Here is a 23,521-nt window from a genome sequence, read left to right as displayed (position 1 = left end):
CTGCCACTGTACCCGCGCGGCCGGCGCGCCGCCGGCGGCCGTGGCACGATGCGCGTTTTCGCCCCGCGGGGCGGCCCGCCAACCCAGCCAGGAGAGAGACCTTCCCATGACCCGCGCCATCCAGATCTGCCAGCACGGCGGCCCCGAGGAACTGCAGCTCGTCGACATGCCGGTGGGAGCACCGGGGCCGGGCGAGGTGCGCATCCGCCACCACGCCATCGGGCTGAACTTCATCGATGTGTACCACCGCACCGGCCTGTACCCGCTCAAGATGCCGGCGGGCATTGGTATGGAGGCGGCGGGCGTGATCGAGGCCGTGGGCGAGGGCGTCACGCACCTGCGCCCGGGCGACCGCGCGGCCTACGCCAGCAACCCACCCGGCAGCTACTGCGAGGCGCGCGTCATGCCGGCGATGAACGTCTGCCGCCTGCCCGATGCCATCGACTTCGAGACCGGCGCGGCCATGATGCTCAAGGGCCTGACGGCGCAGTACCTGCTGCTCAAGACCCGGCCGGTGGAGGGCCTGCAGCCCGGCGACCACGTGCTGTTCCACGCCGCCGCCGGAGGGGTCGGGCTGATCGCCTGCCAATGGGCGCGTGCCCTGGGCCTGCAGCTGATCGCCACCGCCGGCAGCGCCGAGAAGTGCCAGCTGGCACTGGACAACGGCGCGGCGCATGCCATCAATTACCGCAGCGAGGATTTCGCCGCGCGCGTCAAGGAGATCACCGAAGGGCGCGGCGTGAAGGTGGTGTATGACTCGGTCGGCAAGGACACCTGGGACAAGTCGCTGGACTGTCTGCGCCCGCTGGGGCTGATGGCCAGCTTCGGCAACGCCTCCGGGCCGGTGCCGCCGTTCGCGCCGGGCATCCTGGGCGCCAAGGGCTCGCTGTACGTCACGCGCCAGACGCTGTTCTCGCACATCACCTCGCGCGCCTCGACCCAGGCGATGGCCGATGCGCTGTTCGACGTGGTGGCCAGCGGCCAGGTCAAGATCCACATCGCGCAGCGCTACCCCCTGGAGCAGGTGCAACAGGCGCACCGCGACCTGGAGGCGCGCAAGACCACCGGCTCGACCATCCTGACGCTGGCGTGACGCCGAACGGGGACGGCCCCGCTGCGCCCGCCTGGGTGGAACAGGCGCGGCGCCGGGCGCTGCAGCACATGCCGCCCACGCGCCTGGCACTGCTGCTGCAGGACGAGCCCATCGGCAGCGTGGCGCCCGGGGTTTTGGATGAAATCAGCCTCTGGCCCACGTACTGCAAGGGTCTGCAGCTATCAAAAACGCAGCATGCAGGCCGTTCTGCCTGGCGCCTGTGCGCTGCGAATGCCAGCGCCGCGCTGAACGCGCTGGCGCTGGCCCTGCGGCACGTCGGGCGCTGCGGCCCCTGGCGCGGCGAGCAGGTGGCCGTGCACGCTGCCGACGGGCGGCGCCTGGCCAGCATCGAGCGCGGCGCGCTGCGCGTGCTGGGCATCGCCACGCAGGCCGTGCATTTGGTCGGCGAGACGCCTGGCGGCGACTGGCTGTGGCTGCAGCAGCGCGCCGCCAGCAAGGCCACCTACCCGCTGGCCTGGGACACGCTGGTCGGCGGCATGGTCGCCGACGGCGACGACGTGCCCGGCGCCCTGGCGCGCGAAACCGCCGAGGAAGCGGGGCTGGCGCTGGCGCAGCTGCAGGGTCTGCGCCCTGGCGGGGTGCTGGCGCTGGCGCACCCCTGCGACGACGGCGGCCCGGGCTGCGGCTGGGTGGCCGAGCGCGTCTGGTGGTTCCGCGCCACGCTGCCGCAGGACTTGCAGCCGTGCAACCAGGATGGCGAGGTGCATGCCTTCGAGTGCCTGCCGGGTGCCGAGGTGCGGGCGCGGCTGGCCACCGGCGCCTTCACGCCCGAGGCCGCGCTGGTGCTGGCGGCCTGGCATGGCTGGTAGCCGGAGACTCCTGTTGTGATAGCTGTAGGCCCTTGCTGTTCAAGGGCTTGAGGCACTTTTTATTCAATTTCCTGACAATTCCCGCTGTATCGACCATGGCCCGTCCCCGCCTGCTCCCCGACAACTTCACCCTGGCGCTGCTGGCCACCGTGGCGCTGGCCAGCGCGCTGCCGGCCACCGGCGCCGCCGCGGCCTTCCTGGAGTACGCCACCGTCGCCGTGGTGGCGCTGCTGTTCTTCATGCACGGCGCCAAGCTTTCGCGCGAGGCGGTGCTGGCCGGCGTCAAGCACTGGCGGCTGCACCTGCTGGTGGTGGGCTGCACCTTCGCGCTGTTTCCGGTGCTGGGGCTGGCGCTGCGCCCGCTGCTGCAGCCACTGGTGACGCCCGAGCTGTACGTCGGCGTGCTGTTCCTGTGCGTGCTGCCGGCGACCGTGCAGTCGGCCATCGCCTTCACGGCCGTGGCCGGCGGCAACATGGCGGCCGCCGTGTGCAGCGCCTCGGCCTCGACGCTGCTGGGCATCTTCATCACCCCGGTGCTGGTCAGCCTGGTGCTGCCCCAGGCCGGCAGCGCCCAGCAGGACGTGCTGGGCGGCATCGGCCGCATCCTGCTGCAGCTGATGCTGCCGTTCGTGCTCGGGCACCTGCTGCGGCCCTGGATCGGCGGCTTCATGGCGCGGCATGTCCGCACCCTCAAGCGCGTGGACCAGGGCTCGGTGCTGCTGGTGGTCTACACGGCATTCAGCGCGGCGGTGGCGGGCGGCCTGTGGCAGCTGTTGCCGCTGCGGGCGCTGCTGGGGCTGCTGCTGGTGTGCGCGGTGATCCTGGGGCTGGCGCTGGCCTTCACCACTTGGCTGGCGCGGCGGCTGGGTTTTGCGCGCGAGGACGAGATCACCATCGTCTTCTGCGGCTCCAAGAAGAGCCTGGTCAGCGGCGTGCCGATGGCCAAGGTGCTGTTCGACTCGCAGGCCGCCGGCGCCATCGTGCTGCCGCTGATGGTGTTCCACCAGCTGCAGCTGATGGTCTGCGCGGTGCTGGCGCAGCGCTATGCGCGCGCGCAGCCGGCCACCCCTGCTCAGGGGTGATCGGGTTCGGCGCGCGGGTCGATAGGCACCGCGCGCGGGTTCTGCAGCCGGCTGGGCGCGAGCACCCCGGCGGACTCCAGGATCGGATAGGCGATGGAGCTGATGTGCGAGTTGATGCGCTTCAGGTCGCTGATCAGGTCGATGTGCAGCGAACTGGTTTCCATGCTGCTCACCGTGCGGTCGGACAGGCGCATCAGGTGGCTGGTGGCGTAAGCCCGCTCCAGGTTGCGAAAGTGCACCTTTTCCTCCAGCAGCCGCTGCGCGTCGCGCACGTTGCCGTTCAGGAACACGCTCATCCCTAAGCGCAAGTTGCTCACCAGGCGCTGGTGCAGCTCGGTGATCTCGGCCATGCCGGCCTCAGAGAACCGCCGGCCCTTCTTGATCTTCTTTTCCTCGATGTCCTGCAGCACGCGCTCGACAATGTCGCCGATCTGCTCCATGTTGATGGTGAAGCTGATGATGTCGGCCCAGCGGCGCGACTCCTCCTCGCCCAGGTCATCGCGCGAGATCTTGGTCAGGTAGTACTTGATGGACGAGTACAGCTCGTCCACCTCATCGTCCATGCGGCGCAGGCGCTGCGCCAGGTCTTCGTCGTTCTTGCGGATCACGTCCAGCACACCCAGGAGCATGGTTTCGACCACGTCGGCCTGGTACAGCGCCTCGCGCACTGCGAACGAGATCGCCAGCGACGGCGTGGCCAGCGCCGAGGCGTCCAGGTGGTGGGCGCGGCTGCCCTGGGCGCTGGCGGGCTTGGGCAGCAGCCGCGCCACCCACTGCGCTACCCAGTCAGTGAAGCCGATGAAGCCGACGCTGATGATGATGTTGTAGGCCAGGTGGAATAGCACCACGCTGTGCGCCGTGCCCGGCAGCAGCGGCTCGACGTGCGCGATCCACTGGCCGATGAAGGGTCCCATCAGCAGCACCCCCAGGAACTTGAAGACCATGTTGCCGATGGTCACCTGGCGCACCTCGACGCTGGACTTGGCCATGGTCAGCACGGCGGCCAGGCCGTTGCCCAGGTTGGCCCCCAGCACCATGCCCAGCGCCATGTTCAGCGGCACCACATGGGTGTCGGCCATGGCCGCGATCAGCAGCACCACCGCCAGGCTGGAATACGACACGATGGCCAGCACCGCGCCCACCAGGATCTCCATCCACAGGTCGCTGGCCAGGCTGGTCAGCAGCATCTGCGTGACGGGCGAGGCCATCATCGGCTCGGTGGCCTGCACCACGCGCTCCAGCGCCAGCAGCATCAGCCCCAGGCCGATGAACACCCGGCCGACGCGCCCGGCGGTGCTGGCCTGGCGCGTGATGAACAGCGCCACGCCGACGAAGATGAACACCGGCGACAGCCACGACAGGTCCTGCGCGAACAGCATGGCCATCAGGGCGGTGCCGATGTCCGCGCCGCGCATCACCGCCAGCGCCGCCGGCAGGCTGATCAGGCCCTGGCCAACGAAGGAGGCGGTCATCAGCGAGGTGGCGGTGCTGGACTGCACCAGGGCGGTGACGCCGATACCCGACAGCGCGGCGGAGAAGCGGTTGCCCAGGCTGCGCGCCAGCAACGTGCGCAAATTGGCGCCGAACACGCGCAGCACGCCCGTGCGCACGAGATGGGTGCCCCACACCAGCAGGGCGACGGCGGCCAGCAGATTCAGCAGATGCTTCATATTCAGGAGAAGGCGCAGGGCGGCGCGGCAAGGAGCAGCCCGCCAGCCAACAGCGGATCTGCGCCCGGATGGAGCTTGTGACGCGGCCCAACGCTGCAGCATAGCGCCGCACCATCCCTTCGGCAGTCAAGCGCGCGATAAACCCAACGCCACGCGCGGCACTGGCACAGCAGCTGCATGTAGAGCGCGATGCCCCAGGGTTAACCACAGGTATTGCCCTCACCATCAGTGCCGCACGGTTTAACATTCGGTATCAATTGACCGAACGTGTTACCAACTATGTGGAATCGTCTGCGCATTACCCATCGCTTCATTTTGGCCCTTGTTGCCTTCTGGCTGTCGGGCGCGGCGGTGATCGCGGTCAGCTACTGGGGTCTGTACTCCGCGCGTGACGGACTGCGCACGGTGCATGGCCACGCCATGGCACTGGCGCTGCAAGCCGATGACCTGGTGGCGCTGACGGTGCACAACCGCATGCAGGTGCTGCTGGCGTTCCAGCATGCGCCGGACAACCCGCTGGCCGCCATCCACCAGCACCCGGTGGGCGAACACCTGGCGCTGCTGAGCGCCAACCGACAGAAGGTGTCGCAGGCGCTGCAGGCCATCGAGGCAGCACTGCAGGACGAGCCCGAGCGCCAGGCCTTCGCCGCGCTGCAGGCCAAGCGCGACACCTGGGTGGCCGAGCTGGACGCAGCCACGCGCGCGGTGCAGCAGGGCGACTACACGCCCGAGCGCATGGCGCGCTTCCTGCAGGTGGGCGGCCCCGAGAACGAGGCCATGGTGGCCGCATCGCTGCAGTTCCGCGCCCTGCAGGTGCAGCGCGCCGACTCCGCGCGCGCCCAGGCGCAGCAGCGCTACGAGACGGCGCTGTGGATCTTCGCGCTGGCCACGCTGCTGTTGGGGCTGCCGGCGTCCGCCCTGGGGCTGGGCCTGCTGGCGCGGCTGGCGCGTGGTTTCAGTGCCGTGGACCGCGCCGCGCTGGCGATAGCCGGCAGCGACCTGAGCCAGCGCGTGCCGGCCAGTGGCGGCGATGAGATCGGGGCCATGCTGGCGCGCATGGAGGAGATGCGCGCCAACCTGAACCAGGTCGTCGGCCGGGTCAGCGATGGCGCCGGCACCATCGCCGGTGCCTCGACCCAGGTGGCGGCGGGCACGCGCGACCTGTCGGCGCGCACCGAGCAGCAGGCCAGCGCGCTGGAGCAGACGGCATCGGCCACCGAGCAACTCTCGGGCACGGTGCAAAACAACGCCGAGAACGCCGCCCAGGCCAGCCAGCTGGCCGCCTCCGCCACCGGCGTGGCGCAGCGCGGCGGCGCGGTGGTCGGCCAGGTGGTGAACACCATGCAGGCCATCCGCACCGCCTCGCTGCGGGTGGTGGACATCATCGGCGTGATCGACTCCATCGCCTTCCAGACCAACATCCTGGCGCTGAACGCGGCGGTGGAAGCGGCGCGCGCCGGCGAGCAGGGCCGGGGCTTCGCGGTGGTCGCCGGCGAGGTGCGCCAGCTGGCGCAGCGCAGCGCCGAGGCGGCGCGCGAGATCAAGCAGCTGATCACCGACGCCGCCACCAAGGTCGAGGAAGGCAGTGCGCAGGTCGGCGAGGCCGGCGCCACCATGCAGGAAATCGTCGGCGTGATCGGGCGCGTGGCGCACATCGTCGACGAGATCGCCGCCGCCAGCCGTGAGCAGGCGCTGGGCCTGACGCAGATCAACCAGGCCGTGGCGCACCTGGACGGCGTGACGCAGCAGAACGCCGCGCTGGTCGAGCAGACCTCGGGCGCGTCCGACGCACTGCAGGAGCAGGCCGCGGAGCTGGCGCGCGTGGCGGCCACCTTCCGCCTGGAGCGCGGCAGCGCCACCGGCCTGGCGCCGCGTTGAACGCGCGCCGCGCCCTGCCGGATCAGGGCGGGGCGCTCAGCCTCCGCGGCGCACGCGCAGCAGCTCGTCCACGATCAGGCACGCCGCGCCGACGGTGATGCCGGCATCGGCCACGTTGAACGCCGGGAAGTGCCCGCCGTGGAACATGCCCGACAGGAACGGCCAGTGGAAGTCCAGGAAGTCCACCACGTAGCCGTGCTGCAGCCGGTCGACCACGTTGCCGATGGCGCCGCCCAGGATGCTGGACAGCGAAAACGCGAACAACCGCTGGCCGGGGTGCTGGCGCAGCTGCCAGACGATGAACGCCGCCGCAGCCAGGCCGATGGCGGTGAACGCCCAGCGCTGCCAGCCGCCGGCGTCGGCCAACATCGAGAACGCCGCGCCGGTGTTGTGCGCGCGCACGATGTTGAAGAAGCCGGTGACCGACGTGGCGTCGCCCAGCCGGTAGGTGTTCAGGATCAGCTGCTTGGTCAGCTGGTCGATCACGAAGATCGCCAGTGCCCACAGCAGCCAGGGCCACATCCGGCCGGCCGGTGCGCTGCCCGCGCGCGCCATCAGGCGTGCAGCCGGGCTTCGCCCGCGCCGTAGAGGTTGCCGGTGCAGCGCCCGCACAACGTGGGATGCGCGGCGTCCTGGCCGACATCGGCACGCCAGTGCCAGCAGCGCTCGCACTTCACGTCGGAACTGGCGTTCACCGTGATATGCAAGGCGTCTGCAGCTACCAATTCGATATCGGAGATGATGAAGATGAACTTCAGGTCATCGCCCAGGCTGGCCAGCAGCGCGTGATCCTCGGGGCCAGCGGCCAGCCGCACCACGGCCTGCAGCGACGAGCCGACGGTGCCGGCGGCACGCACCGCCTCGATCTCCTTGTTCACCGCGTCGCGGATCTCGCGCAGGCGCTGCCACTTGGCCAGCAGGCCCTCGTCGCCGGCCGGCAGGGTAGTGAAGGTCTCCAGAAAGATGCTGGGCGAGTGGCCGAACAGCTTCCAGGCCTCCTCGGCCGTGAACGACAGGAAGGGGGCCATCCAGCGCAGCATGGCGTGGGTGATCTGGTGCAGCGCCGTCTGCGCGCTGCGCCGCGCCAGCGATTTCGGCGCCGTGGTGTACAGGCGGTCCTTGAGCACGTCCAGGTAGAAGCCACCCAGGTCCTCGGAACAGAACAGCTGCAGCTTGGCCACCACCGGGTGGAACTCGTAGACCTGGTAGTGCGCCAGCACCTCGGTCTGGAACTGCGCGGCGCGCGCCAGGGCCCAGCGGTCGATCTCCAGCAGGTCGGCTTCCGCCACCGCGTCGGCGGCCGGGTCGAAGTCGCTGACGTTGGCCAGCAAAAAGCGCAGCGTGTTGCGGATGCGCCGGTAGGCGTCCACCACGCGCGCCAGGATCTTGTCGTCGATGGCGAGATCGCCCGAATAGTCGGTCGAGGCACACCACAGGCGGATGATCTCCGCGCCCAGCTTGCCGCTGACTTCCTGCGGCGACACCGTGTTGCCGAGCGACTTGCTCATCTTCTTGCCCTGGCCGTCCACGGTGAAGCCGTGCGTCAGCAGGCCGCGATACGGCGCGCGCCCGAAGATGGCCGAGGCCAGCAAGAGCGACGAGTGGAACCAGCCGCGGTGCTGGTCGTGCCCCTCCAGGTACAGGTCGGCCTCGGGCCCTTCGTCGTGGTGCATGCCGGCGTGCGTGCCGCGCAGCACGTGCCAGAAGGTCGAGCCGGAGTCGAACCAGACCTCCAGGATGTCGGTGCTTTTCAGGTAGTGCGGCGCGTCCTGCGGCCCCAGGATGTCCTCGGCCGTGACGCGGCTCCATGCCTCGATGCCGCCGGCCTCGACGATCTCGGCGGCTTGATCGATGATTTCCAGCGTGCGCGGGTGCAGCTCGCCCGTTTCCTGGTGCAGGAAGAACGGCAGCGGCACGCCCCAGCTGCGCTGGCGCGAGATGCACCAGTCCGGCCGTCCGGCGATCATGTCGCGCAGGCGCGCACGGCCGTTCTCGGGGTAGAAGCTGGTGTGCTCGATGGCCTCCAGGGCGATCTGACGCAGGGTCTTCTCGGGCTTTTGCGCCGGGTCGGTGAACACCCCCTCGCCCTCGTCCATGCGAATGAACCACTGCGCGGCGGCGCGGTAGATCACCGGCGTCTTGTGGCGCCAGCAGTGCGGGTAGCTGTGGGTGATGGTCTTGCTGTCGAGCAGCCGGCCGGCGACCTTCAGCGCGTCGATGATGACCGGCACCGCCTTCCAGATGTGCTGGCCGCCGAACAGGCCCAGATCCGGCGCGTACACGCCGTTGCCCTGCACCGGATTCAGGATGTCCTCGTAGCGCATGCCGTCGGCCACGCAGGAGTTGAAGTCGTCCACGCCGTAAGCCGGCGCCGAGTGCACGATGCCGGTGCCGTCCTCGGCCGTGGCGTATTCGGCCAGCAGCACGGGCGACAGGCGGTCGAAGGCCGGGTCCACGTGCGCCAGGGGGTGGCGGAAGTTGATGTGGTCGAGTTTTTCGCCCAACGCGCTGGCGACCACCGTGCCCTCCAGGCCCCAGCGCGCCAGGCACTGCTCCAACAGCGCGCTGGCCACCATCAGCAGGCCACGCTCGGTCGCCACCAGGCTGTATTCCAGCTCGGGGTTGACGTTCAGCGCCTGGTTGGCGGGAATGGTCCAGGCGGTGGTGGTCCAGATGACGGCGAACGCCGGCTGTTCCAGCGCGTTCAGGCCGAACGCTGCGGCGAGCTTCTCGGGTTCCGCCGCCGGGAACATCACGTCCAGCGTCTGACTCTGCTTGTCCTGGTACTCGATCTCGAACTCGGCCAGCGACGAGGCGCAGTCGAAGCACCAGTACACGGGCTTCAGGCCGCGGTAGACGAAGCCGCGCTCCATGACCTTTTTCAAAGCGCGCAGCTCGCCGGCCTCGCTGGCGTAGGCCATGGTCTGGTAGGGGTTGTCCCACTCGCCCAGCACGCCCAGGCGCTGAAAGTCCTGCTTTTGCTGCGCGATCTGCTCGGTGGCGAAGGCCCGGCCGCGAGACTGCATCTCGTCGCGCGGGATGTTGCGCCCGTGCAGCTTCTCGATGGCGTTCTCGATGGGCAGGCCGTGGCAGTCCCAGCCCGGGGTGTAGAGCGCGTCGAAGCCTTCGAGCTGGCGCGCCTTGACGATCATGTCCTTGAGGATCTTGTTCACCGCATGGCCGATGTGCAGCTGGCCGTTGGCATACGGTGGGCCGTCGTGCAGGATGAACTTCGGCGCGCCCCGGCGCGCGTCGCGCAGGCGCTGGTAGGTGCCGTTCTCGTTCCATTCCCGGACCCACGCGGGCTCGCGCTTGGCCAGGTCGCCGCGCATGGGGAACGGCGTGTCGGGCATGTTCAGCGTGCTGCGGTAGCTGCTCGCCGGGGCGTTCTTGGTATTGGATTCGGACATGGGTTCACGCGCCTTCAAGGGCTGGGGCCGGGCGGGCGTGGTGGCCAGACCGGCAGAAAAAACGAGGTGCCGCGCAGGGCAGGTGGAAGGGGGAAAGATGACGGGGCAGGACGGCCGTCAAATTCGGTCGCGCGTGGTCTGGCGACGGGTCTCGGCGTGGCTGGCCGGGGGCAGGGCGGCGAAGAAGGCGCGCGCCTCGTCGCAGTCGCGGGCGATGCCGGCCGTGAGGGCCTCCAGGCTTTCGTACTTGCGCTCGTCGTGCAGTTTGTGCAGCAGTTCCACGCGGATGATTTTACCGTAGGCCCCCTCGGCGCCCAGGTGCGCGGGCCACTGCAGGCAATGCGTCTCCAGCAGCACGCGCCCTCCGTTCACGTCCTGGGGGTCGAGCGACGGGCGCACGCCCAGATTGGCCACGCCGGGCAGGGGTTCGTCGTGCAGGCCGTGCACCAGCACCGCGAAGATGCCGCTGGCGGCGCTCTTCCAGTGCGAAAAGCGCAGGTTCAGTGTGCGAAAGCCGTCCTGGTGTGGCCCCTGCGCGGCCGATCGGCCCAGCGCCCGGCCCAGCTTGCGCCCGTGCACCACGTGCCCGGAAATGGCGTAGGGCCGGCCCAGCAGGCGCGCTGCCTCGTCCATGTCGCCCGCGCCCAGGGCGTCGCGCACCGCCGAGCTGGACACGCGCCGGCCATGCACCTCGTAGCTGTTCATGCGCGCCACGTCGAAGCCCTGCGCGCGGCCGGCCGCGTCCAGCAGCGCATAGTCGCCCGCGCGCCGCGCGCCGAAGCGGAAATCGTCGCCCACCAACACATAGCGCGCGCCCAGGCCGTCCACCAGCACCTGGTCGATGAACTGCTGCGCCGACAGCTGCGCCAGCCGCTCGTTGAACGGCAGCACCACCGTCTGCCGCACCCCGCAGCGCGCCAGCTCGCACAGCTTGTCGCGCAGCGTGCCAATGCGCGCCGGCGCCAGGTCGGCACGCTGGTGCACGCGCGCGAAATAGTCGCGCGGGTGCGGCTCGAAGGTCAGCACGCAGCTGGGCAGGCCGCGGCGCTGCGCCTCGCCGGCCAGCAGCGCCAGCATGGCCTGGTGGCCAAGGTGCACGCCGTCGAAGTTGCCGATGGTCAGCGCGCATTCGCGCGCCACCGCAGGGTGCTGGAAGCCGCGAAAGATGTTCATCGCTGTGCTCGTTTTTTCATAGCGTAGTGCCCAATGTCATCAAGGGCTTACGTGTGTTTTTGCAGCCAGGGAGTATATTGTCCGGCCACGCCATGCGTATTGTTTCGCAGCGCCCGGGCGCTGCCCGTGAGGAGGTCCGTGTGAAGGTCTTGAAACTGTCGGCCCAGGGGCTGCCGCAGTCCTGGATCAGCCTGGAGGATGCCGCCACGCACTATGCCGCCGGCGACGTGCGCTGGGAACTGGGCGCGCCGGTGGCGGTGTTCCGCGGTGGGCACAACGCCGCCACGGGCGTGCAGTCGCGCATCGCCATCAGCAGCATCATCGGCACGCGCGGCGCGCCGGGCATCAACCCGTTCGAGATGACGCCCAGCCTCACCAACCCCAAGCTGTTCGCGCGCGACCGCAACCTGTGCGCCTACTGCGGCGGGCAGTTCCACGAGTCGCTGTTGACGCGCGAGCACATCGCCCCGGTGGCGCGCGGAGGTCTGAACCACTGGATGAACGTGGTGACGGCCTGCCGCGCCTGCAACCACCGCAAGGGCGCGCGCACGCCCGAGCAGGCGCGCATGCCGCTTTTGTACACGCCGTATCAGCCCAGCCTGTGGGAGGACTTCATCCTGCGCAACCGGCGCATCCTGGCCGATCAGATGGAATTTCTGCTGGCGCATGTGCCCCGGTCGTCGCGCCTGTTGAGCTGATCGCCCGGCGGCGCGGCCCGCGAGGCCGTCAGTCGAACACCCCAGCCTTGTCCTGCATGCGCGCCGACACCTCGCCCAGGTGGTGCAGTGTGTCGCCAAACGTCATCTCCAGCTGCGTCAGCGCCTTGAAGTAGTGGCTGCCGACGTACTCGTCGGTCACCCCGATGCCGCCGTGCAGCTGCACCGACTGCTGGCCGACGAAGCGCATCGACCGGCCCAGCTGTACCTTGGCGCGCGCCAGGGCCTGGCGGCGCTCCTCGGGCGGTGCATGAAGCTTCAGACTGGCGTAGTAGCTCATCGAGCGCGCCAGTTCCAGCTGCATCTTCATGTCCGCCACACGGTGGCGCAGCGCCTGGAAGCTGGCGATCGGCACGCCGAACTGCCGGCGCTGGTTCATGTAGTCGGTGGTCAGGCGCAGGGTTTCTTCCATGGCGCCCACGCCATAAGCGCAGGTGGCGGCGATGCCGACGTCCAGCGCCAGCTCCAGCGCCGCCAGGCCGTCAGCGGTGACCAGCTGCGCCGGCGCATCCTGCAGCTGCAGCTCGGCGGCGCGGCTGCCGTCCTGCGTCAGATAGCCGCGCGTGGCCACGCCGGGGGCGCTGGCCTCGACCAGGAACAGGGCGATGCGACCGTCCAGCTGCGCCGGCACCAGGAAGGCGGCGGCCCGGTCACCGGCGGGCACTATGCTTTTGATAGCTGCAAGCCGGTATTCCCCCTGGGCTGGAGCCGCTTTTGCATCGCAAACATCAGGGCGGTAGCGCGCGCCGCGTTCCTGCCAGGCCAGCACCACCAGCGCCGCGCCGCTGGCGATGCGCGGCAGCCAGGCCTGCTGCAGCGGCGCGGGCGCATGTTCGGCCAGCACGCGCGTGGCGATGAAGGTCTGCGCCAGCGGCTCCAGCACGATGCCGCGCCCGAGTTCTTCCAGCGCCACCATGGCGTCCACCGCACTCAGGCCCAGGCCGCCGTGCGCCTGGGGCACCGTCAGGGCGGTGAGGCCCAGTCCGGCCAGTTCGTCCCAGGCCGCGCGGTCGAAGCCGCCGGCGGCGACGATGGCGCGGCGCCGCTCGAAGCCGTAGCCCTTGTCCACCCAGCGGCGCACCGCGTCACGCAGCTGCTGCTGGTCGTCGGAGAAGTCGAAGTCCATGGCGTTTCCTTCGCTGGCGTCAGCCCAGCACGGTCTGCGCGACGATGTTGCGCTGCACCTCGTTGCTGCCGCCATAGATGGTCGTCTTGCGCAGGTTGAAATAGCTGGCGGCCAGCGGCGCGTTGGCCACCTCGCCACCGGGGAAGCCGCCGAGCGCCCCTGCGCTAGCGTCACCCTGCCAGCCGGCCTCCATGGCCTCTTCGATGAACGGCAGGGCGAATGGGCCGGCGGCCAGCATCATCAGCTCGGCGTAGCGCTGCTGGATCTCGCTGCCGCGGATCTTCAGCAGGCCGGCGATGTCCAGCGAATTCTTGCCGCTCTTTTGCGCCGACAGCACGCGCAGCACCAGCATCTCCAGCGCCACGATGTCCACCTCCAGCAGCGCGATCTGATCGCGAAAGCGGGTGTCCTGCCACACGCCCTCGGTGCGGGCGATGCGCTTGAGGCGCTCCAGCTCGCGCTTGGCGCGGTTGACCTCGGCGATGTTGCTGCGCTCGTGCGCCAGCAGGTACTTGGCGTAGGTCCAGCCCTGGTTTTCCTCGCCGACGAGCTGGTCGGCCGGCACCTTGACGTTGTCGAAGAAGACCTCGTTGACTTCGCACTCGCCGTCCAGCAGCCGGATCGGCCGCACGCTGATGCCGGGGCTCTTCATGTCCATCAGCAGAAAGCTGATGCCCGCCTGCGGCTTGCCCTCTGTGCTGGTGCGCACCAGGTTGAACATCCAGTCGCCGTGCTGGCCCAGCGTGGTCCAGGTCTTCTGGCCATTGACGATGTAGTGGTCGCCGACGCGCTCGGCTCGGGTCTTCAGGCTGGCCAGGTCGGAGCCGGCGCCGGGCTCGCTGTAGCCCTGGCTCCACCAGACCTCGCCACTGGCGATGCCGGGCAGGAAGCGCCGCTGCTGCTCGGGCGTGCCGAAGGCCATGATGACCGGCGCCACCATCACCGGCCCGAAGGGCAGGATGCGCGGCGCGCCGGCCAGCGCCAGCTCTTCCTCGAACAGGTGCCGCTGCACCGCGCTCCAGCCCGGGCCGCCGAACTCCGTCGGCCAGGCATAGGCCAGCCAGCCCTGGCGGCCGAGCACCTTTGCCCAGCCCTGCAAATCATCCTTCGTCAGGCGCAGGCCCTGGTGCACCTTGTGCGCCAGCTCAGGCGCCAGGTGGCTGCGGACCCACGCGCGCACCTCGGCGCGAAAGGCCTGCTCCTCGGGGGTGAATGCCAGATCCATCGGGTGTCTCCTGTGCAGCGCAGGCGGTTGTAGCACGGGCGTTCGCGCCGGTGCTGTCAGGCCTGGGACACGCCCGCGGTCGGGTGAGTCAGCCGGCGGGCAAATCCACGCCCAGTTGCGCGCACAGCTGGGCCAGGGCGGAGCGTAGCGCGGCGACCTCTGCCTCCAGCGCCTGCACGCGCTCGTGCAGCACCGCATCGCCAGTTGCCGGCGCGCTGCGCGGCGCGGCCGCGGCCAGGGCCTGCACATCCACCGGGCCACACAGCAGCTGCGCCCAGCGGCTTTCGCGCGCGCCGGGCGCGCGCGGCAGCAGCACCGCCAGCGGGCCGCCGCGCTCGTCGCTGCGCTCGGCCAGTTCGTGCAGGAAGGCCTCGACCGAGGAGATGTCGGCGAAGCGGTGCCAGCGCTCGGCGTTGATGCGCAACTCGCCGGCGGTCTGCGGCCCACGCAGCGCCAGCAGCGCCAGCAGCACCGCCGACTGGTCCGGCACGCCCGCGCCGCGCGGGAAGTTGTGCTCCCAGCGCGCCGTGCGGGCGCCGCCGATCTCGACCACCAGCGCGCGGCTGCGCAGCGCGTCCAGGGCGTCCTGCGCCTCGCCCTCAGTCAGCTGCATCACCGGCTCGCGGCTGGACTTCTGGTTGCAGCCGGCCAGCAGGCTGTTCAGGGTGAGCGGGTAGCTGTCGGGCACGGTGCGCGACTTCTCCATCAGCGTGGCGAGCACGCGCGCCTGGATGGCGGTCAGGGGCTGGGTACGGGTGTCGAAGGGCATGGCAAAAGGCGACGCGGATAATCCGCGCCGATGAACAACAGGAACGTGGTGATTTTGATCTCGGGCGGCGGCTCGAACATGGCGGCCATCGTGCGCGCGGCCGAACAGCAGCGCTGGCAGGCGCGCCACGGCATCCGCATCGCGGCAGTGGTCAGCAACCGTGCCGACGCCGGCGGCCTGGCCTTCGCGCGCGAACATGGCATCGCCACCGAGGTGCTGGACCACCGGGCCCACAGCTCGCGCGAGGACTTCGACGCCGCCCTGGCGCGCACCATTGACGGCCACCAGCCGGCGCTGGTGGTGCTGGCCGGCTTCATGCGCATCCTGACGCCGGCCTTCGTCACGCACTACGCCGGGCGGCTGGTGAACATCCACCCCTCGCTGTTGCCGGCCTTCACCGGCCTGCACACGCACCAGCGCGCGCTGGACGCGGGCTGCCGCTTCGCCGGCTGCACGGTGCATGAGGTGACGGCCGAGCTGGACGCCGGGCCCATCCTGGAGCAGGCGGTGGTGCCGGTGCTGCCGGGCGACGATGCGCAGACCCTGGCCGCGCGCGTGCTGAGCCAGGAACACCTGATCTACCCGCGCGCCGTGCTGGCGCACCTGCTGCGCCAGCCAGCCGGGTGAGCGACGCAAAAAAGCGCCGCGTGCGCAGGGCACGGGCGCTTGTGTCGGAGCCAGGGGCCGGTCAGAGCGTGCGCAGCACCTTGGCGCCGCTGCCCTCCAGCAACTCCTGCGCCTGCTGCGTCTGGTGCGAATCGGTGGGGTGCACCACCAGGGCCCAGCGGCCCTTGCGCAAGGCCGAGCGCACCTGGGTAATCACGCGCACGTGGTCGGGCCGCAGCGTCACCAGCCCGCCCAGCAGCAGGCCGAAGGTGGTCGAGAAGCCGACGATGGCGATGAAGGCCAGCAGCGGGCTGCTGGTGACCATGACATGGCCGGTGTTCATCCAGTAGGCGTACAGCAGCAGGCCGAGCACGAAGCCGCAGAAACCCGCCACCAGGTGCGCGCGGAAGGCGGTATGGAAGATGCCGCGCTGCTCGGGTTCCATCTTGCGGCCGAACAGGTCGGCGCGGTGTGTCTTGAGGTCAGCCTGGCTGAGCAGGCGCACCTGCGTCGGCTCCATGCCGGGCAGGCGCAGCACGCGGCCGACCATGGCCTCGGCGCTGGCTTTGTCGTCGTACAGGGCCACGACCTTGGTGAGCGATTTCTCACCGAACATGCCTTGCAGAAGATAGTCCATGGGGTGCTCCTTTTCGCGGCGGACCTGGAGCCCGGCCGCCTTTCAGGGGTTGAATGACGGGATGGCGCCACCGTAGCCCCACGCACCCGGGGGTGTCGTAGGACGGTGCTGCGCGGCCTTGACGGCGCAGGTGTGCTGCTCGCGCAGTGCTACAAAAAAAGTAGCCACCAGTGGATAGCCCATAAGGGCTGGGGCCATATTTGATGCGGGTCAAGAATAAGCCGTCCTTGTCGTGGCGGTGCCTTCGCCGCCGATGGGACAATGGGCCCATGCATTCCAAAGCCCTTGTCGACGCCTGCGCCACGCTGCTGGCGCAGGTCCTGACCTTCGAGCATCCCGCCGACGCCGTCGTGGCGCGGCATTTCCGTGAACAGCGCCAGCTCGGCCCGCGCGAGCGCGCCACGCTGGCCGACGTCACCTACGCGGTGCTGCGCCGCAAGCTGCTGCTGGAGCAACTGGCGCGCTCGGGCAGCGGCCCACGCGAGCGGCGCCTGGCCATCCTCGGCCTCGCCGCCGTGCAGGACGAGCAGGCGCGCGCCGCTGACCCGGCCGCCACGCGCGGCCCGCGCGACTTCCTGAACAGCGCGTTGAACGACACTGAACGCCAGTGGCTGGCGCAGTGCGACGCCGTGCGCGCCGAGGACTTGCTGGCCCCGCACCGGTACAACCTGCCCGAGTGGCTGGCGACGGCGCTGCGCGAGCAGCTGGGCGACGAGGCGCAGTTCGGCGCGCTGGCCGAGGCGCTGCTGCAGCCGGCTCCGCTGGATTTGCGGGTCAACGTCATGAAGTCCAAGCGCGACCAGGCCCTGAAGGAGCTGGCGCAAGCAGCTATCAAAACCGAAGCAACGCCGTATTCGCCCTGGGGCCTGCGCGTGGCCGGCAAGCCGGCGCTGGCGCGCGTGCCGGCGTTCGCCAGCGGCGCGGTGGAAATCCAGGACGAGGGCTCGCAGCTGCTGGCGCTGCTGCTGGACGCCAAACGCGGCGAGATGGTGGCCGATTTCTGCGCCGGCGCTGGCGGCAAGACGCTGGCCATCGGCGCGACCATGCGCGGCACCGGACGGCTGTACGCCTTCGACGTGTCGGCGCACCGGCTGGAGGGCCTGAAACCCCGGCTGGCGCGCAGCGGGCTGTCCAACGTGCACCCGGTGGCCATCGCCCACGAGCGCGACGAGCGCATCAAGCGCCTGGCCGGCAAGATGGACCGGGTGCTGGTGGATGCTCCCTGCTCGGGCCTGGGCACGCTGCGGCGCAGCCCGCACCTGAAGTGGCGTGTCAAGCCCCAGGCGATCGCCGAGCTGGCGGCGCTGCAGGCGTCCATCCTGGCCAGCAGCGCGCGGCTGGTCAAACCCGGCGGACGGCTGGTATACGCCACCTGCAGCCTGCTGGCCGAGGAGAACGAGGCCGTCGCCGAGGCCTTCTCGGCCGCGCAGCGCGACTTCGAGCCAGTGCCGGTGGCCGGGCTACTGGCGCAGCTGAAGGTGGAGGGCGCCGACCAGCTGACCAGCGGCGGCGCGGATGGCGGACAGTTCCTGCGCCTGTGGCCGCATCGGCACCAGACCGACGGATTCTTTGCCGCCGTGTGGCAGCGGCGCTAGCCGGGCAGGGCATGCGGGCCGTACGCGGCCCGCTGCGCGACGGGAGCGCGCAACAAAAAACCGCCAGGGCGGCTGCCGCTGGCGGTTTTTTTGCTGTGCCGTCAGGCAGCCTGCAGCCGAATCACTTCAGCTTGGCTTCCTTGTATTCGACGTGCTTGCGCGCCTTGGGGTCGAACTTGATGATGCTCATCTTCTCGGGCATCGTCTTCTTGTTCTTGGTGGTGGTGTAGAAATGCCCGGTCGCAGCCGAGGACACCAGCTTGATCTTTTCGCGTCCGCCTTTGGTAGCCATGGTGGTACTCCTTCAGTTCGATTCTGCGGCTCAGGCCTGGCCGCGGGCGCGCATGTCTGCGAGCACGGACTCGATGCCGTTCTTGTCGATCAGGCGCAGGGCGGCACCGGAGACGCGCAGGCGCACCCAGCGGTTCTCGCTCTCCACCCAGAAACGGCGGTACTGCAGATTGGGCAGGAAGCGGCGCTTGGTCTTGTTGTTGGCGTGGGAAACGTTGTTCCCGCTCATGGGCTTCTTGCCCGTTACTTCACATACGCGTGCCATGGGGACACTCCGGTAGTTGTCGACGGCCTGCCTGCCCTGCGAACCCGGTGCTGCAAGGAGCCCGGGCGGGGCCGGCGGGCCTCACCTCGCCAGTTGGATTCGGGTGGCGGTAGCCCGTTGCCGCCTGCAAAAAGCAGCAAAGCCGCGCATTATAGCGCGGCCTGTCAAATCCTCGGGGGCCGCCCTCGCGCGTGGCCCCGGGCGCCTTATTCCACCTGTTCCAGGAAGCGCTGCGCGTCCAGCGCCGCCATGCAGCCGGTGCCGGCGCTGGTGATGGCCTGGCGGTAGATGTAGTCCTGCACGTCGCCGGCGGCGAACACGCCGGGCACGCTGGTCTGGGTGGCGAAACCCTTGTGCCCGCCCTGGGTGACGAGATAGCCGCCCTCCATCTCCAGCTGGCCCTGGAAGATGTCGGTGTTGGGCGCGTGGCCGATGGCGATGAAGCAGCCCTGCAGGGCGATGTCCTCGGTGCGGCCCGCGTCCTGCGTGCTGCGGATGCGGATGCCGGTGACGCCGGAGTCGTCGCCCAGCACCTCGTCCAGGGTGAAGTGGGTCTTGAGCTCGATCTTGCCCTCGGCGGCCTTTTCCATCAGCTTGTCGATCAGGATGGGTTCGGCGCGGAATTTGTCGCGGCGGTGCACCAGCGTGACCTTGCGGGCGATGTTGGACAGGTACAGCGCCTCCTCGACGGCGGTGTTGCCGCCGCCGATCACGCACACGTCCTGCTCGCGGTAGAAGAAGCCGTCGCAGGTCGCGCAGGCCGACACGCCGCGGCCCATGAAGGCCGCCTCGGACGGCAGGCCCAGGTACTTGGCCGAGGCGCCGGTGGCGATGATCAGCGCGTCGCAGGTGTAGGTGCCGCTGTCGCCGGTCAGGGTGAAGGGGCGCTTGGACAGGTCCACGGCGCCGATGTGGTCGAACACCACCTGGGTCTTGAAGCGCTCGGCGTGCTCCAGCATGCGCTGCATCAGGTCCGGGCCCTGCACGCCCAGCGGGTCGCCGGGCCAGTTGTCCACCTCGGTGGTGGTCATCAGCTGCCCGCCCTGGGCCATGCCGGTGATGAGCAGCGGCTGCAGGTTGGCGCGCGCGGCATAGACGGCGGCGCTGTAGCCGGCCGGGCCGGAGCCAAGGATCAGGACTTTGGCGTGCTGGGTTTGGGTGCTGGACATGGGCAGTTCGTCAGGTTCTTCAGAAGGCGGATGGCACAGTGGCAGGCGGCAGGCGCACGCCGTTGCGCGGCCGGGCCATTGTAGGGATGGCCCGCCGACCCCTGCCGGCGCGCGGGGCATGGGGTAAGCTTGGCGCGCTCGTTTTCCCGTATGACCTATTCTTTGAATACCCTGAACGGATCGCCACCAGCCAAAGGGGCGGTGCGCAGCGGGGTGGCGCGCTTCAGCCACGAACTCGTCCTGGTGGTGGCCCTGCTGCTGCTGCTGCTGTGGCTGCTGGCGCTGGTCAGCTACTCGCCGCAGGATGCGGCCTGGTCGACCACCGGCGCCGCCGGCGGCCGCGTGCAGGTGAACTGGATCGGTCGCCTGGGCGCCTGGACCGCCGATGCCAGCTACTTCCTGCTGGGCTTCTCCGCCTGGTGGGCAGTGGCCGCGGCCGTGCATGCCTGGCTGGCGTCGCTGGCGCGCTGGATGCGCGGCGGCGGGGACGCCGCCGAGCGGCCCTGGCGCCAGCGCGGCCTGTTCTGGGCCGGCTTGGTGCTGCTGCTGGCCGCCAGCTGCGCGCTGGAGTGGTCGCGCCTGTACCGTTTCGAGGACCTGCTGCCCGGCCACGCCGGCGGCATGCTGGGCTATGCCACGGGCCCGCTGGCGGTGCGCTGGCTGGGCTTCACCGGCTCGGGGCTGGCCGGGGTGATGCTGGTGGTGCTGGGTGCGGCGCTGGTGTTCGGCTTTTCCTGGGGGCATCTGGCCGAGCGGCTGGGTGGGCGCATCGACGCCCTGGTGCTGGCCGGGCGGGCGCAGCGCGAGCGCGTGCGCGACGCGGCCGTGGGCAAGCGCGCCGCGCGCGAGCGCGAGGCACGCCAGCGCGAGGCTGCGCAGGAGCGCGAGGAGCCGCGCCACGAGCCGCTCGACCTGCCGGCGTCCCTCCCCACCGCCGCCATGGCGGACGAGCCGGCCTTCGCCGCGCCGCCGCGCGCGCGCAAGGAACCTGCCGGCACCGCCGCCGCGGCGTCCGCGCCGCTGCCAGCCGCCGCCGCACCAGACGCGGCGGCCGCGCCGCGCGCCGCGCGTGCGCAGCAGCAAAAGCCCCTGTTCACCGAAGCCGCCGACAGCACCCTGCCGCAGGTCAGCCTGCTGGACGCGGCGCAGTCGCGCCAGGAAACGGTGACGCCGGAAACGCTGGAGATGACCAGCCGGCTGATCGAGAAGAAGCTCAAGGACTTCGGCGTCGAGGTCGAGGTGGTGGCCGCCGCGCCCGGCCCGGTCATCACGCGCTACGAGATCGAGCCGGCCACGGGCGTCAAGGGCTCGCAGATCGTGAACCTGGCCAAGGACCTGGCGCGCTCGCTGTCGCTGGTGTCCATCCGCGTGGTCGAGACCATCCCGGGCAAGACCACCATGGCGCTGGAGCTGCCCAACGCCCGGCGCCAGACCATCCGCCTGTCGGAAGTGCTGGGCTCGCAGGTCTACCACGACGCACGCAGCCTGCTCACCGTGGGCCTGGGCAAGGACATCGTCGGCCAGCCCATCGTCGCCGACCTGGCGAAGATGCCGCACTGCCTGGTGGCCGGCACCACCGGCTCGGGCAAGTCGGTGGGCATCAACGCGATGATCCTGTCGCTGCTGTACAAGGCCGAGGCGCGCGACGTGCGCCTGCTCATGATCGATCCCAAGATGCTGGAGATGAGCGTCTACGAGGGCATCCCGCACCTACTGGCGCCGGTGGTCACCGACATGAAGCAGGCCGCGCACGGCCTGAACTGGTGCGTCGCCGAGATGGAGCGGCGCTACAAGCTGATGAGCAAGCTGGGCGTGCGCAACCTGGCCGGCTACAACACGAAAATCGACGAAGCGCGCTCGCGCGAGGAGTCCATTCCCAACCCCTTCAGCCTGAACCCCGAGGCGCCCGAGCCCCTGGAGCGGCTGCCGCACATCGTCGTCGTCATCGACGAGCTGGCCGACCTGATGATGGTCGTGGGCAAGAAGATCGAGGAGCTGATCGCACGCCTGGCGCAGAAGGCCCGCGCCGCCGGCATCCACCTGATCCTGGCCACGCAGCGCCCGAGCGTCGACGTGATCACCGGCCTGATCAAGGCCAACATCCCGACGCGCATCGCCTTCCAGGTCAGCAGCAAGATCGACAGCCGCACCATCCTGGACCAGATGGGCGCGGAGGCCCTGCTGGGCATGGGCGACATGCTCTACATGCCCAGCGGCACCGGCCTGCCGGTGCGCGTGCACGGCGCCTTCGTGTCGGACGAGGAAGTGCACCGCGTGGTCGATTACCTCAAGACGCAGGGGGCGCCGGACTACATCGACGGCGTGCTGGAGGGCGGTACCGTCGACGGCGAGGACAGCGGCTTCGGCGCGCTGGACGGCGAGGGCGGCGGGGGTGAGAAGGACCCCATGTACGACCAGGCTGTCGAGGTGGTGCTGAAGGACCGCAAGGCCAGCATCTCCTACGTGCAGCGCAAGCTGCGCATCGGCTACAACCGCTCGGCGCGGCTGCTGGAGGACATGGAGAACGCCGGCCTGGTCAGCGCCCTCACGTCCAACGGCCAGCGCGAGGTGCTGGTGCCCGCACGCAGCGAATAGGAACCCAAGGCTTTGAAAAGACTACTGACGACTCTCGTGATTGCCGCCAGCGCCTCGTGGGCCTGGGCGGATGGCCTGTCCAGCCTGGAAGGCTTCATGAAATCCGCCCAAAGCGGCAGCGCCCAGTTCACACAGACGGTGACCTCGCCCCCGAAGGACGGCCAGACTGCGCGCAGCAAGACCAGCAGCGGCACGTTCGACTTCCAGCGCCCCGGGCACTTCCGCTTCATCTACCAAAAGCCGTTCGAGCAGACCATCGTCGCCGACGGCAAGACGCTGTGGCTGTACGACGCCGACCTGAACCAGGTCACGCGCCGCGCGCAGGACAAGGCGCTGGGCTCCACGCCGGCGGCGCTGCTGGCCTCCGCGCCCAACCTGGCGGCGCTGCGTGCCGACTTCACGCTCGAATCCGCACCCGACGCCGACGGCCTGCAGTGGGTGCTGGCCACCCCGAAGGCGCGCGACGGCCAGCTGAAGAGCGTGCGCGTGGGGTTCGACGGCGAGACACTGGCGGCGCTGGACATCCTGGACAGCTTCGGCCAGCGCTCGCTGATCCGCTTCACCGGCATGCGCCTGAACCCGCAACTGCCCGCGGGCACCTTCACCTTCAAGCCGCCCGCAGGTGCGGACGTGCTCTCGCAGTAATCACCTATTGCTATTTTTTCGATAGCTGAAGGCCCGTGTTCCATCAGGACTGCGGGCCTTTTTTTGCCGAAGGCAGGGCCAGCGCCGCCGCCATGCGCGCGCGCACCACCGGCAGCCATTCCGCCTCGAACCACGGGTGGTGCTTGAGCCAGCCGTTGTTGCGCGGGCTGGGGTGGGGCAGGGCGATCACGGGGCTGTCCGGTGCGCCGCTGGTGCGCACGATGTCCGCCAGGGTCTGGCCGCGGCTGCCCGGCAGGTGCCAGCCGATGGCATGGCGGCCCACGGCTACGGTCAGCGCCACGTTCGGCAGGCGCGCGAGCAGCGGCGCGCGCCAGGTGGGCGCGCACTCCGGGCGTGGCGGCGCATCGCCCGACGCGGCCCGGCCCGGGTAGCAAAAGCCCATCGGCACGATGGCCACCCTTTGATCGTCGTAGAACACCTCGCGCGGCAGCTGCAGCCAGTCGCGCAGGCGCTCGCCGCTGGCGTCGTCGAACGGCACGCCCGAGGCATGCACCTTGGTGCCGGGCGCCTGGCTGGCGATCAGGATGCGCGCGCCGGTGCCCGCCTGCAGCACCGGGCGCGGGCCCAGCGGCAGGAAGGGCGCGCACAGCGTGCAGGCGCGCACGCGCTGCAGCAGCGGATCGAGGGGCAGGGAGGCGAGCGGTGGCGTGTGGGCAGGGGACATGCCTTGCATGTTGGGCGGGCGCGCGCCAGTGCAAGCCGGGCGCTGCGCCAGCCGCTACGAT

At 69.9% G+C, this 23,521-nt stretch carries 22 protein-coding genes; 9 read left to right on the top strand and 13 right to left on the bottom strand.

What is annotated here, in order from left to right; translation table 11 throughout:
* Nucleotides 1-106 precede the first annotated feature (106 nt).
* The 3 genes from BLQ61_RS12040 to BLQ61_RS12030 all read left to right on the top strand — a co-directional run bounded on the left by BLQ61_RS12040 (nt 107) and on the right by BLQ61_RS12030 (nt 3,005).
* Nucleotides 107-1,093 carry a quinone oxidoreductase family protein gene (locus tag BLQ61_RS12040; protein ID WP_091570506.1) on the top strand — a complete coding sequence of 329 codons (987 nt, stop codon included), beginning with the start codon at nt 107-109 and terminating at the stop codon, nt 1,091-1,093.
* A complete protein-coding gene (locus BLQ61_RS12035; protein WP_245704022.1) occupies nt 1,090-1,923 on the top strand; it encodes an NUDIX hydrolase in 834 nt (277 codons plus the stop codon). Before BLQ61_RS12040 ends, BLQ61_RS12035 begins: the two co-directional genes overlap by 4 nt.
* 95 nt (nt 1,924-2,018) lie before the next feature.
* Nucleotides 2,019-3,005, top strand: a complete 987-nt coding sequence (locus tag BLQ61_RS12030; RefSeq protein ID WP_091570503.1) for a bile acid:sodium symporter family protein — start codon at nt 2,019-2,021, stop codon at nt 3,003-3,005.
* Here the strand turns inward: BLQ61_RS12030 and BLQ61_RS12025 are convergent.
* The gene (locus BLQ61_RS12025; protein WP_091570501.1) at nt 2,996-4,675 is read right to left on the bottom strand and encodes a Na/Pi cotransporter family protein; all 1,680 of its coding nucleotides are present in this window, start codon (nt 4,673-4,675) and stop codon (nt 2,996-2,998) included. The two genes, BLQ61_RS12030 and BLQ61_RS12025, sit on opposite strands and share 10 nt — an antisense overlap.
* 279 nt (nt 4,676-4,954) lie before the next feature.
* On the opposite strand from BLQ61_RS12025, the gene BLQ61_RS12020 reads away from it, so the two are divergent.
* Nucleotides 4,955-6,553 carry a methyl-accepting chemotaxis protein gene (locus BLQ61_RS12020; protein WP_091570498.1) on the top strand — a complete coding sequence of 533 codons (1,599 nt, stop codon included), beginning with the start codon at nt 4,955-4,957 and terminating at the stop codon, nt 6,551-6,553.
* A 36-nt stretch (nt 6,554-6,589) separates the two neighbouring features.
* Here the strand turns inward: BLQ61_RS12020 and lspA are convergent, their stop codons facing one another.
* From lspA to BLQ61_RS12005, 3 genes are all read right to left on the bottom strand, one after another.
* Nucleotides 6,590-7,108 carry a signal peptidase II gene (gene lspA / locus BLQ61_RS12015; RefSeq protein ID WP_091570496.1) on the bottom strand — a complete coding sequence of 173 codons (519 nt, stop codon included), beginning with the start codon at nt 7,106-7,108 and terminating at the stop codon, nt 6,590-6,592.
* Nucleotides 7,108-9,963, bottom strand: a complete 2,856-nt coding sequence (gene ileS, locus BLQ61_RS12010) for an isoleucine--tRNA ligase (RefSeq protein WP_091570493.1) — start codon at nt 9,961-9,963, stop codon at nt 7,108-7,110. Before ileS ends, lspA begins: the two co-directional genes overlap by 1 nt.
* A gap of 117 nt (nt 9,964-10,080) precedes the next feature.
* The gene (locus BLQ61_RS12005) at nt 10,081-11,136 is read right to left on the bottom strand and encodes a bifunctional riboflavin kinase/FAD synthetase (protein ID WP_091570492.1); all 1,056 of its coding nucleotides are present in this window, start codon (nt 11,134-11,136) and stop codon (nt 10,081-10,083) included.
* Nucleotides 11,137-11,276: 140 nt separating this feature from the next.
* On the opposite strand from BLQ61_RS12005, the gene BLQ61_RS12000 reads away from it, so the two are divergent.
* Nucleotides 11,277-11,834 carry an HNH endonuclease gene (locus BLQ61_RS12000; protein WP_091570489.1) on the top strand — a complete coding sequence of 186 codons (558 nt, stop codon included), beginning with the start codon at nt 11,277-11,279 and terminating at the stop codon, nt 11,832-11,834.
* A 28-nt stretch (nt 11,835-11,862) separates the two neighbouring features.
* On the opposite strand, the gene BLQ61_RS11995 is transcribed toward BLQ61_RS12000, so the two are convergent.
* From BLQ61_RS11995 to BLQ61_RS11985, 3 genes are all read right to left on the bottom strand, one after another.
* Nucleotides 11,863-12,978 (bottom strand): acyl-CoA dehydrogenase family protein, encoded by a 1,116-nt coding sequence (locus BLQ61_RS11995; protein WP_091570487.1) that lies wholly within the window; start codon nt 12,976-12,978, stop codon nt 11,863-11,865.
* Nucleotides 12,979-12,997: 19 nt separating this feature from the next.
* On the bottom strand, nt 12,998-14,203 hold the full coding sequence (locus BLQ61_RS11990) for an acyl-CoA dehydrogenase family protein (protein ID WP_091570484.1): 1,206 nt from the start codon (nt 14,201-14,203) through the stop codon (nt 12,998-13,000).
* A gap of 88 nt (nt 14,204-14,291) precedes the next feature.
* The gene (locus BLQ61_RS11985; protein ID WP_091570481.1) at nt 14,292-14,972 is read right to left on the bottom strand and encodes a YceH family protein; all 681 of its coding nucleotides are present in this window, start codon (nt 14,970-14,972) and stop codon (nt 14,292-14,294) included.
* A gap of 30 nt (nt 14,973-15,002) precedes the next feature.
* On the opposite strand from BLQ61_RS11985, the gene purN reads away from it, so the two are divergent.
* On the top strand, nt 15,003-15,599 hold the full coding sequence (gene purN / locus BLQ61_RS11980; RefSeq protein ID WP_091570479.1) for a phosphoribosylglycinamide formyltransferase: 597 nt from the start codon (nt 15,003-15,005) through the stop codon (nt 15,597-15,599).
* Nucleotides 15,600-15,660: 61 nt separating this feature from the next.
* Here purN and BLQ61_RS11975 read toward each other — a convergent pair whose 3' ends face one another.
* Both BLQ61_RS11975 and BLQ61_RS17380 read right to left on the bottom strand, forming a co-directional pair.
* The gene (locus BLQ61_RS11975; protein ID WP_091570476.1) at nt 15,661-16,215 is read right to left on the bottom strand and encodes a hypothetical protein; all 555 of its coding nucleotides are present in this window, start codon (nt 16,213-16,215) and stop codon (nt 15,661-15,663) included.
* A 42-nt stretch (nt 16,216-16,257) separates the two neighbouring features.
* The gene (locus tag BLQ61_RS17380; RefSeq protein ID WP_175488279.1) at nt 16,258-16,413 is read right to left on the bottom strand and encodes a hypothetical protein; all 156 of its coding nucleotides are present in this window, start codon (nt 16,411-16,413) and stop codon (nt 16,258-16,260) included.
* 71 nt (nt 16,414-16,484) lie between these two features.
* Here BLQ61_RS17380 and BLQ61_RS11970 point away from each other — a divergent pair, with 71 nt between their 5' ends.
* Nucleotides 16,485-17,810 (top strand): RsmB/NOP family class I SAM-dependent RNA methyltransferase, encoded by a 1,326-nt coding sequence (locus tag BLQ61_RS11970; RefSeq protein WP_091570473.1) that lies wholly within the window; start codon nt 16,485-16,487, stop codon nt 17,808-17,810.
* 121 nt (nt 17,811-17,931) lie between these two features.
* Here the strand turns inward: BLQ61_RS11970 and rpmG are convergent, their stop codons facing one another.
* The 3 genes from rpmG to trxB all read right to left on the bottom strand — a co-directional run bounded on the left by rpmG (nt 17,932) and on the right by trxB (nt 19,535).
* The gene (gene rpmG, locus BLQ61_RS11965) at nt 17,932-18,102 is read right to left on the bottom strand and encodes a 50S ribosomal protein L33 (protein ID WP_091570471.1); all 171 of its coding nucleotides are present in this window, start codon (nt 18,100-18,102) and stop codon (nt 17,932-17,934) included.
* A 30-nt stretch (nt 18,103-18,132) separates the two neighbouring features.
* Nucleotides 18,133-18,366 carry a 50S ribosomal protein L28 gene (rpmB, locus tag BLQ61_RS11960; RefSeq protein ID WP_091570468.1) on the bottom strand — a complete coding sequence of 78 codons (234 nt, stop codon included), beginning with the start codon at nt 18,364-18,366 and terminating at the stop codon, nt 18,133-18,135.
* A gap of 206 nt (nt 18,367-18,572) precedes the next feature.
* Nucleotides 18,573-19,535 (bottom strand): thioredoxin-disulfide reductase, encoded by a 963-nt coding sequence (gene trxB / locus BLQ61_RS11955; RefSeq protein ID WP_091570466.1) that lies wholly within the window; start codon nt 19,533-19,535, stop codon nt 18,573-18,575.
* 150 nt (nt 19,536-19,685) lie between these two features.
* Here trxB and BLQ61_RS11950 point away from each other — a divergent pair, with 150 nt between their 5' ends.
* Together BLQ61_RS11950 and lolA are read left to right on the top strand one after the other, a co-directional pair.
* A complete protein-coding gene (locus tag BLQ61_RS11950; RefSeq protein ID WP_091570463.1) occupies nt 19,686-22,130 on the top strand; it encodes a DNA translocase FtsK in 2,445 nt (814 codons plus the stop codon).
* 12 nt (nt 22,131-22,142) lie between these two features.
* Nucleotides 22,143-22,775 carry an outer membrane lipoprotein periplasmic chaperone LolA gene (lolA, locus tag BLQ61_RS11945; RefSeq protein ID WP_091570462.1) on the top strand — a complete coding sequence of 211 codons (633 nt, stop codon included), beginning with the start codon at nt 22,143-22,145 and terminating at the stop codon, nt 22,773-22,775.
* Between the two features lie 43 nt (nt 22,776-22,818).
* Here lolA and BLQ61_RS11940 read toward each other — a convergent pair whose 3' ends face one another.
* Nucleotides 22,819-23,460: a uracil-DNA glycosylase family protein gene (locus BLQ61_RS11940; RefSeq protein WP_175488278.1), complete on the bottom strand. Its 642-nt coding sequence runs from the start codon at nt 23,458-23,460 to the stop codon at nt 22,819-22,821.
* Nucleotides 23,461-23,521 lie beyond the last annotated feature (61 nt).

It is taken from the genome of Oryzisolibacter propanilivorax (assembly GCF_900103645.1).
In the GTDB taxonomy this organism is placed as follows: Bacteria; Pseudomonadota; Gammaproteobacteria; order Burkholderiales; family Burkholderiaceae_C; genus Melaminivora; species Melaminivora propanilivorax.
This window is presented reverse-complemented; position numbering and strand designations above follow the sequence as displayed.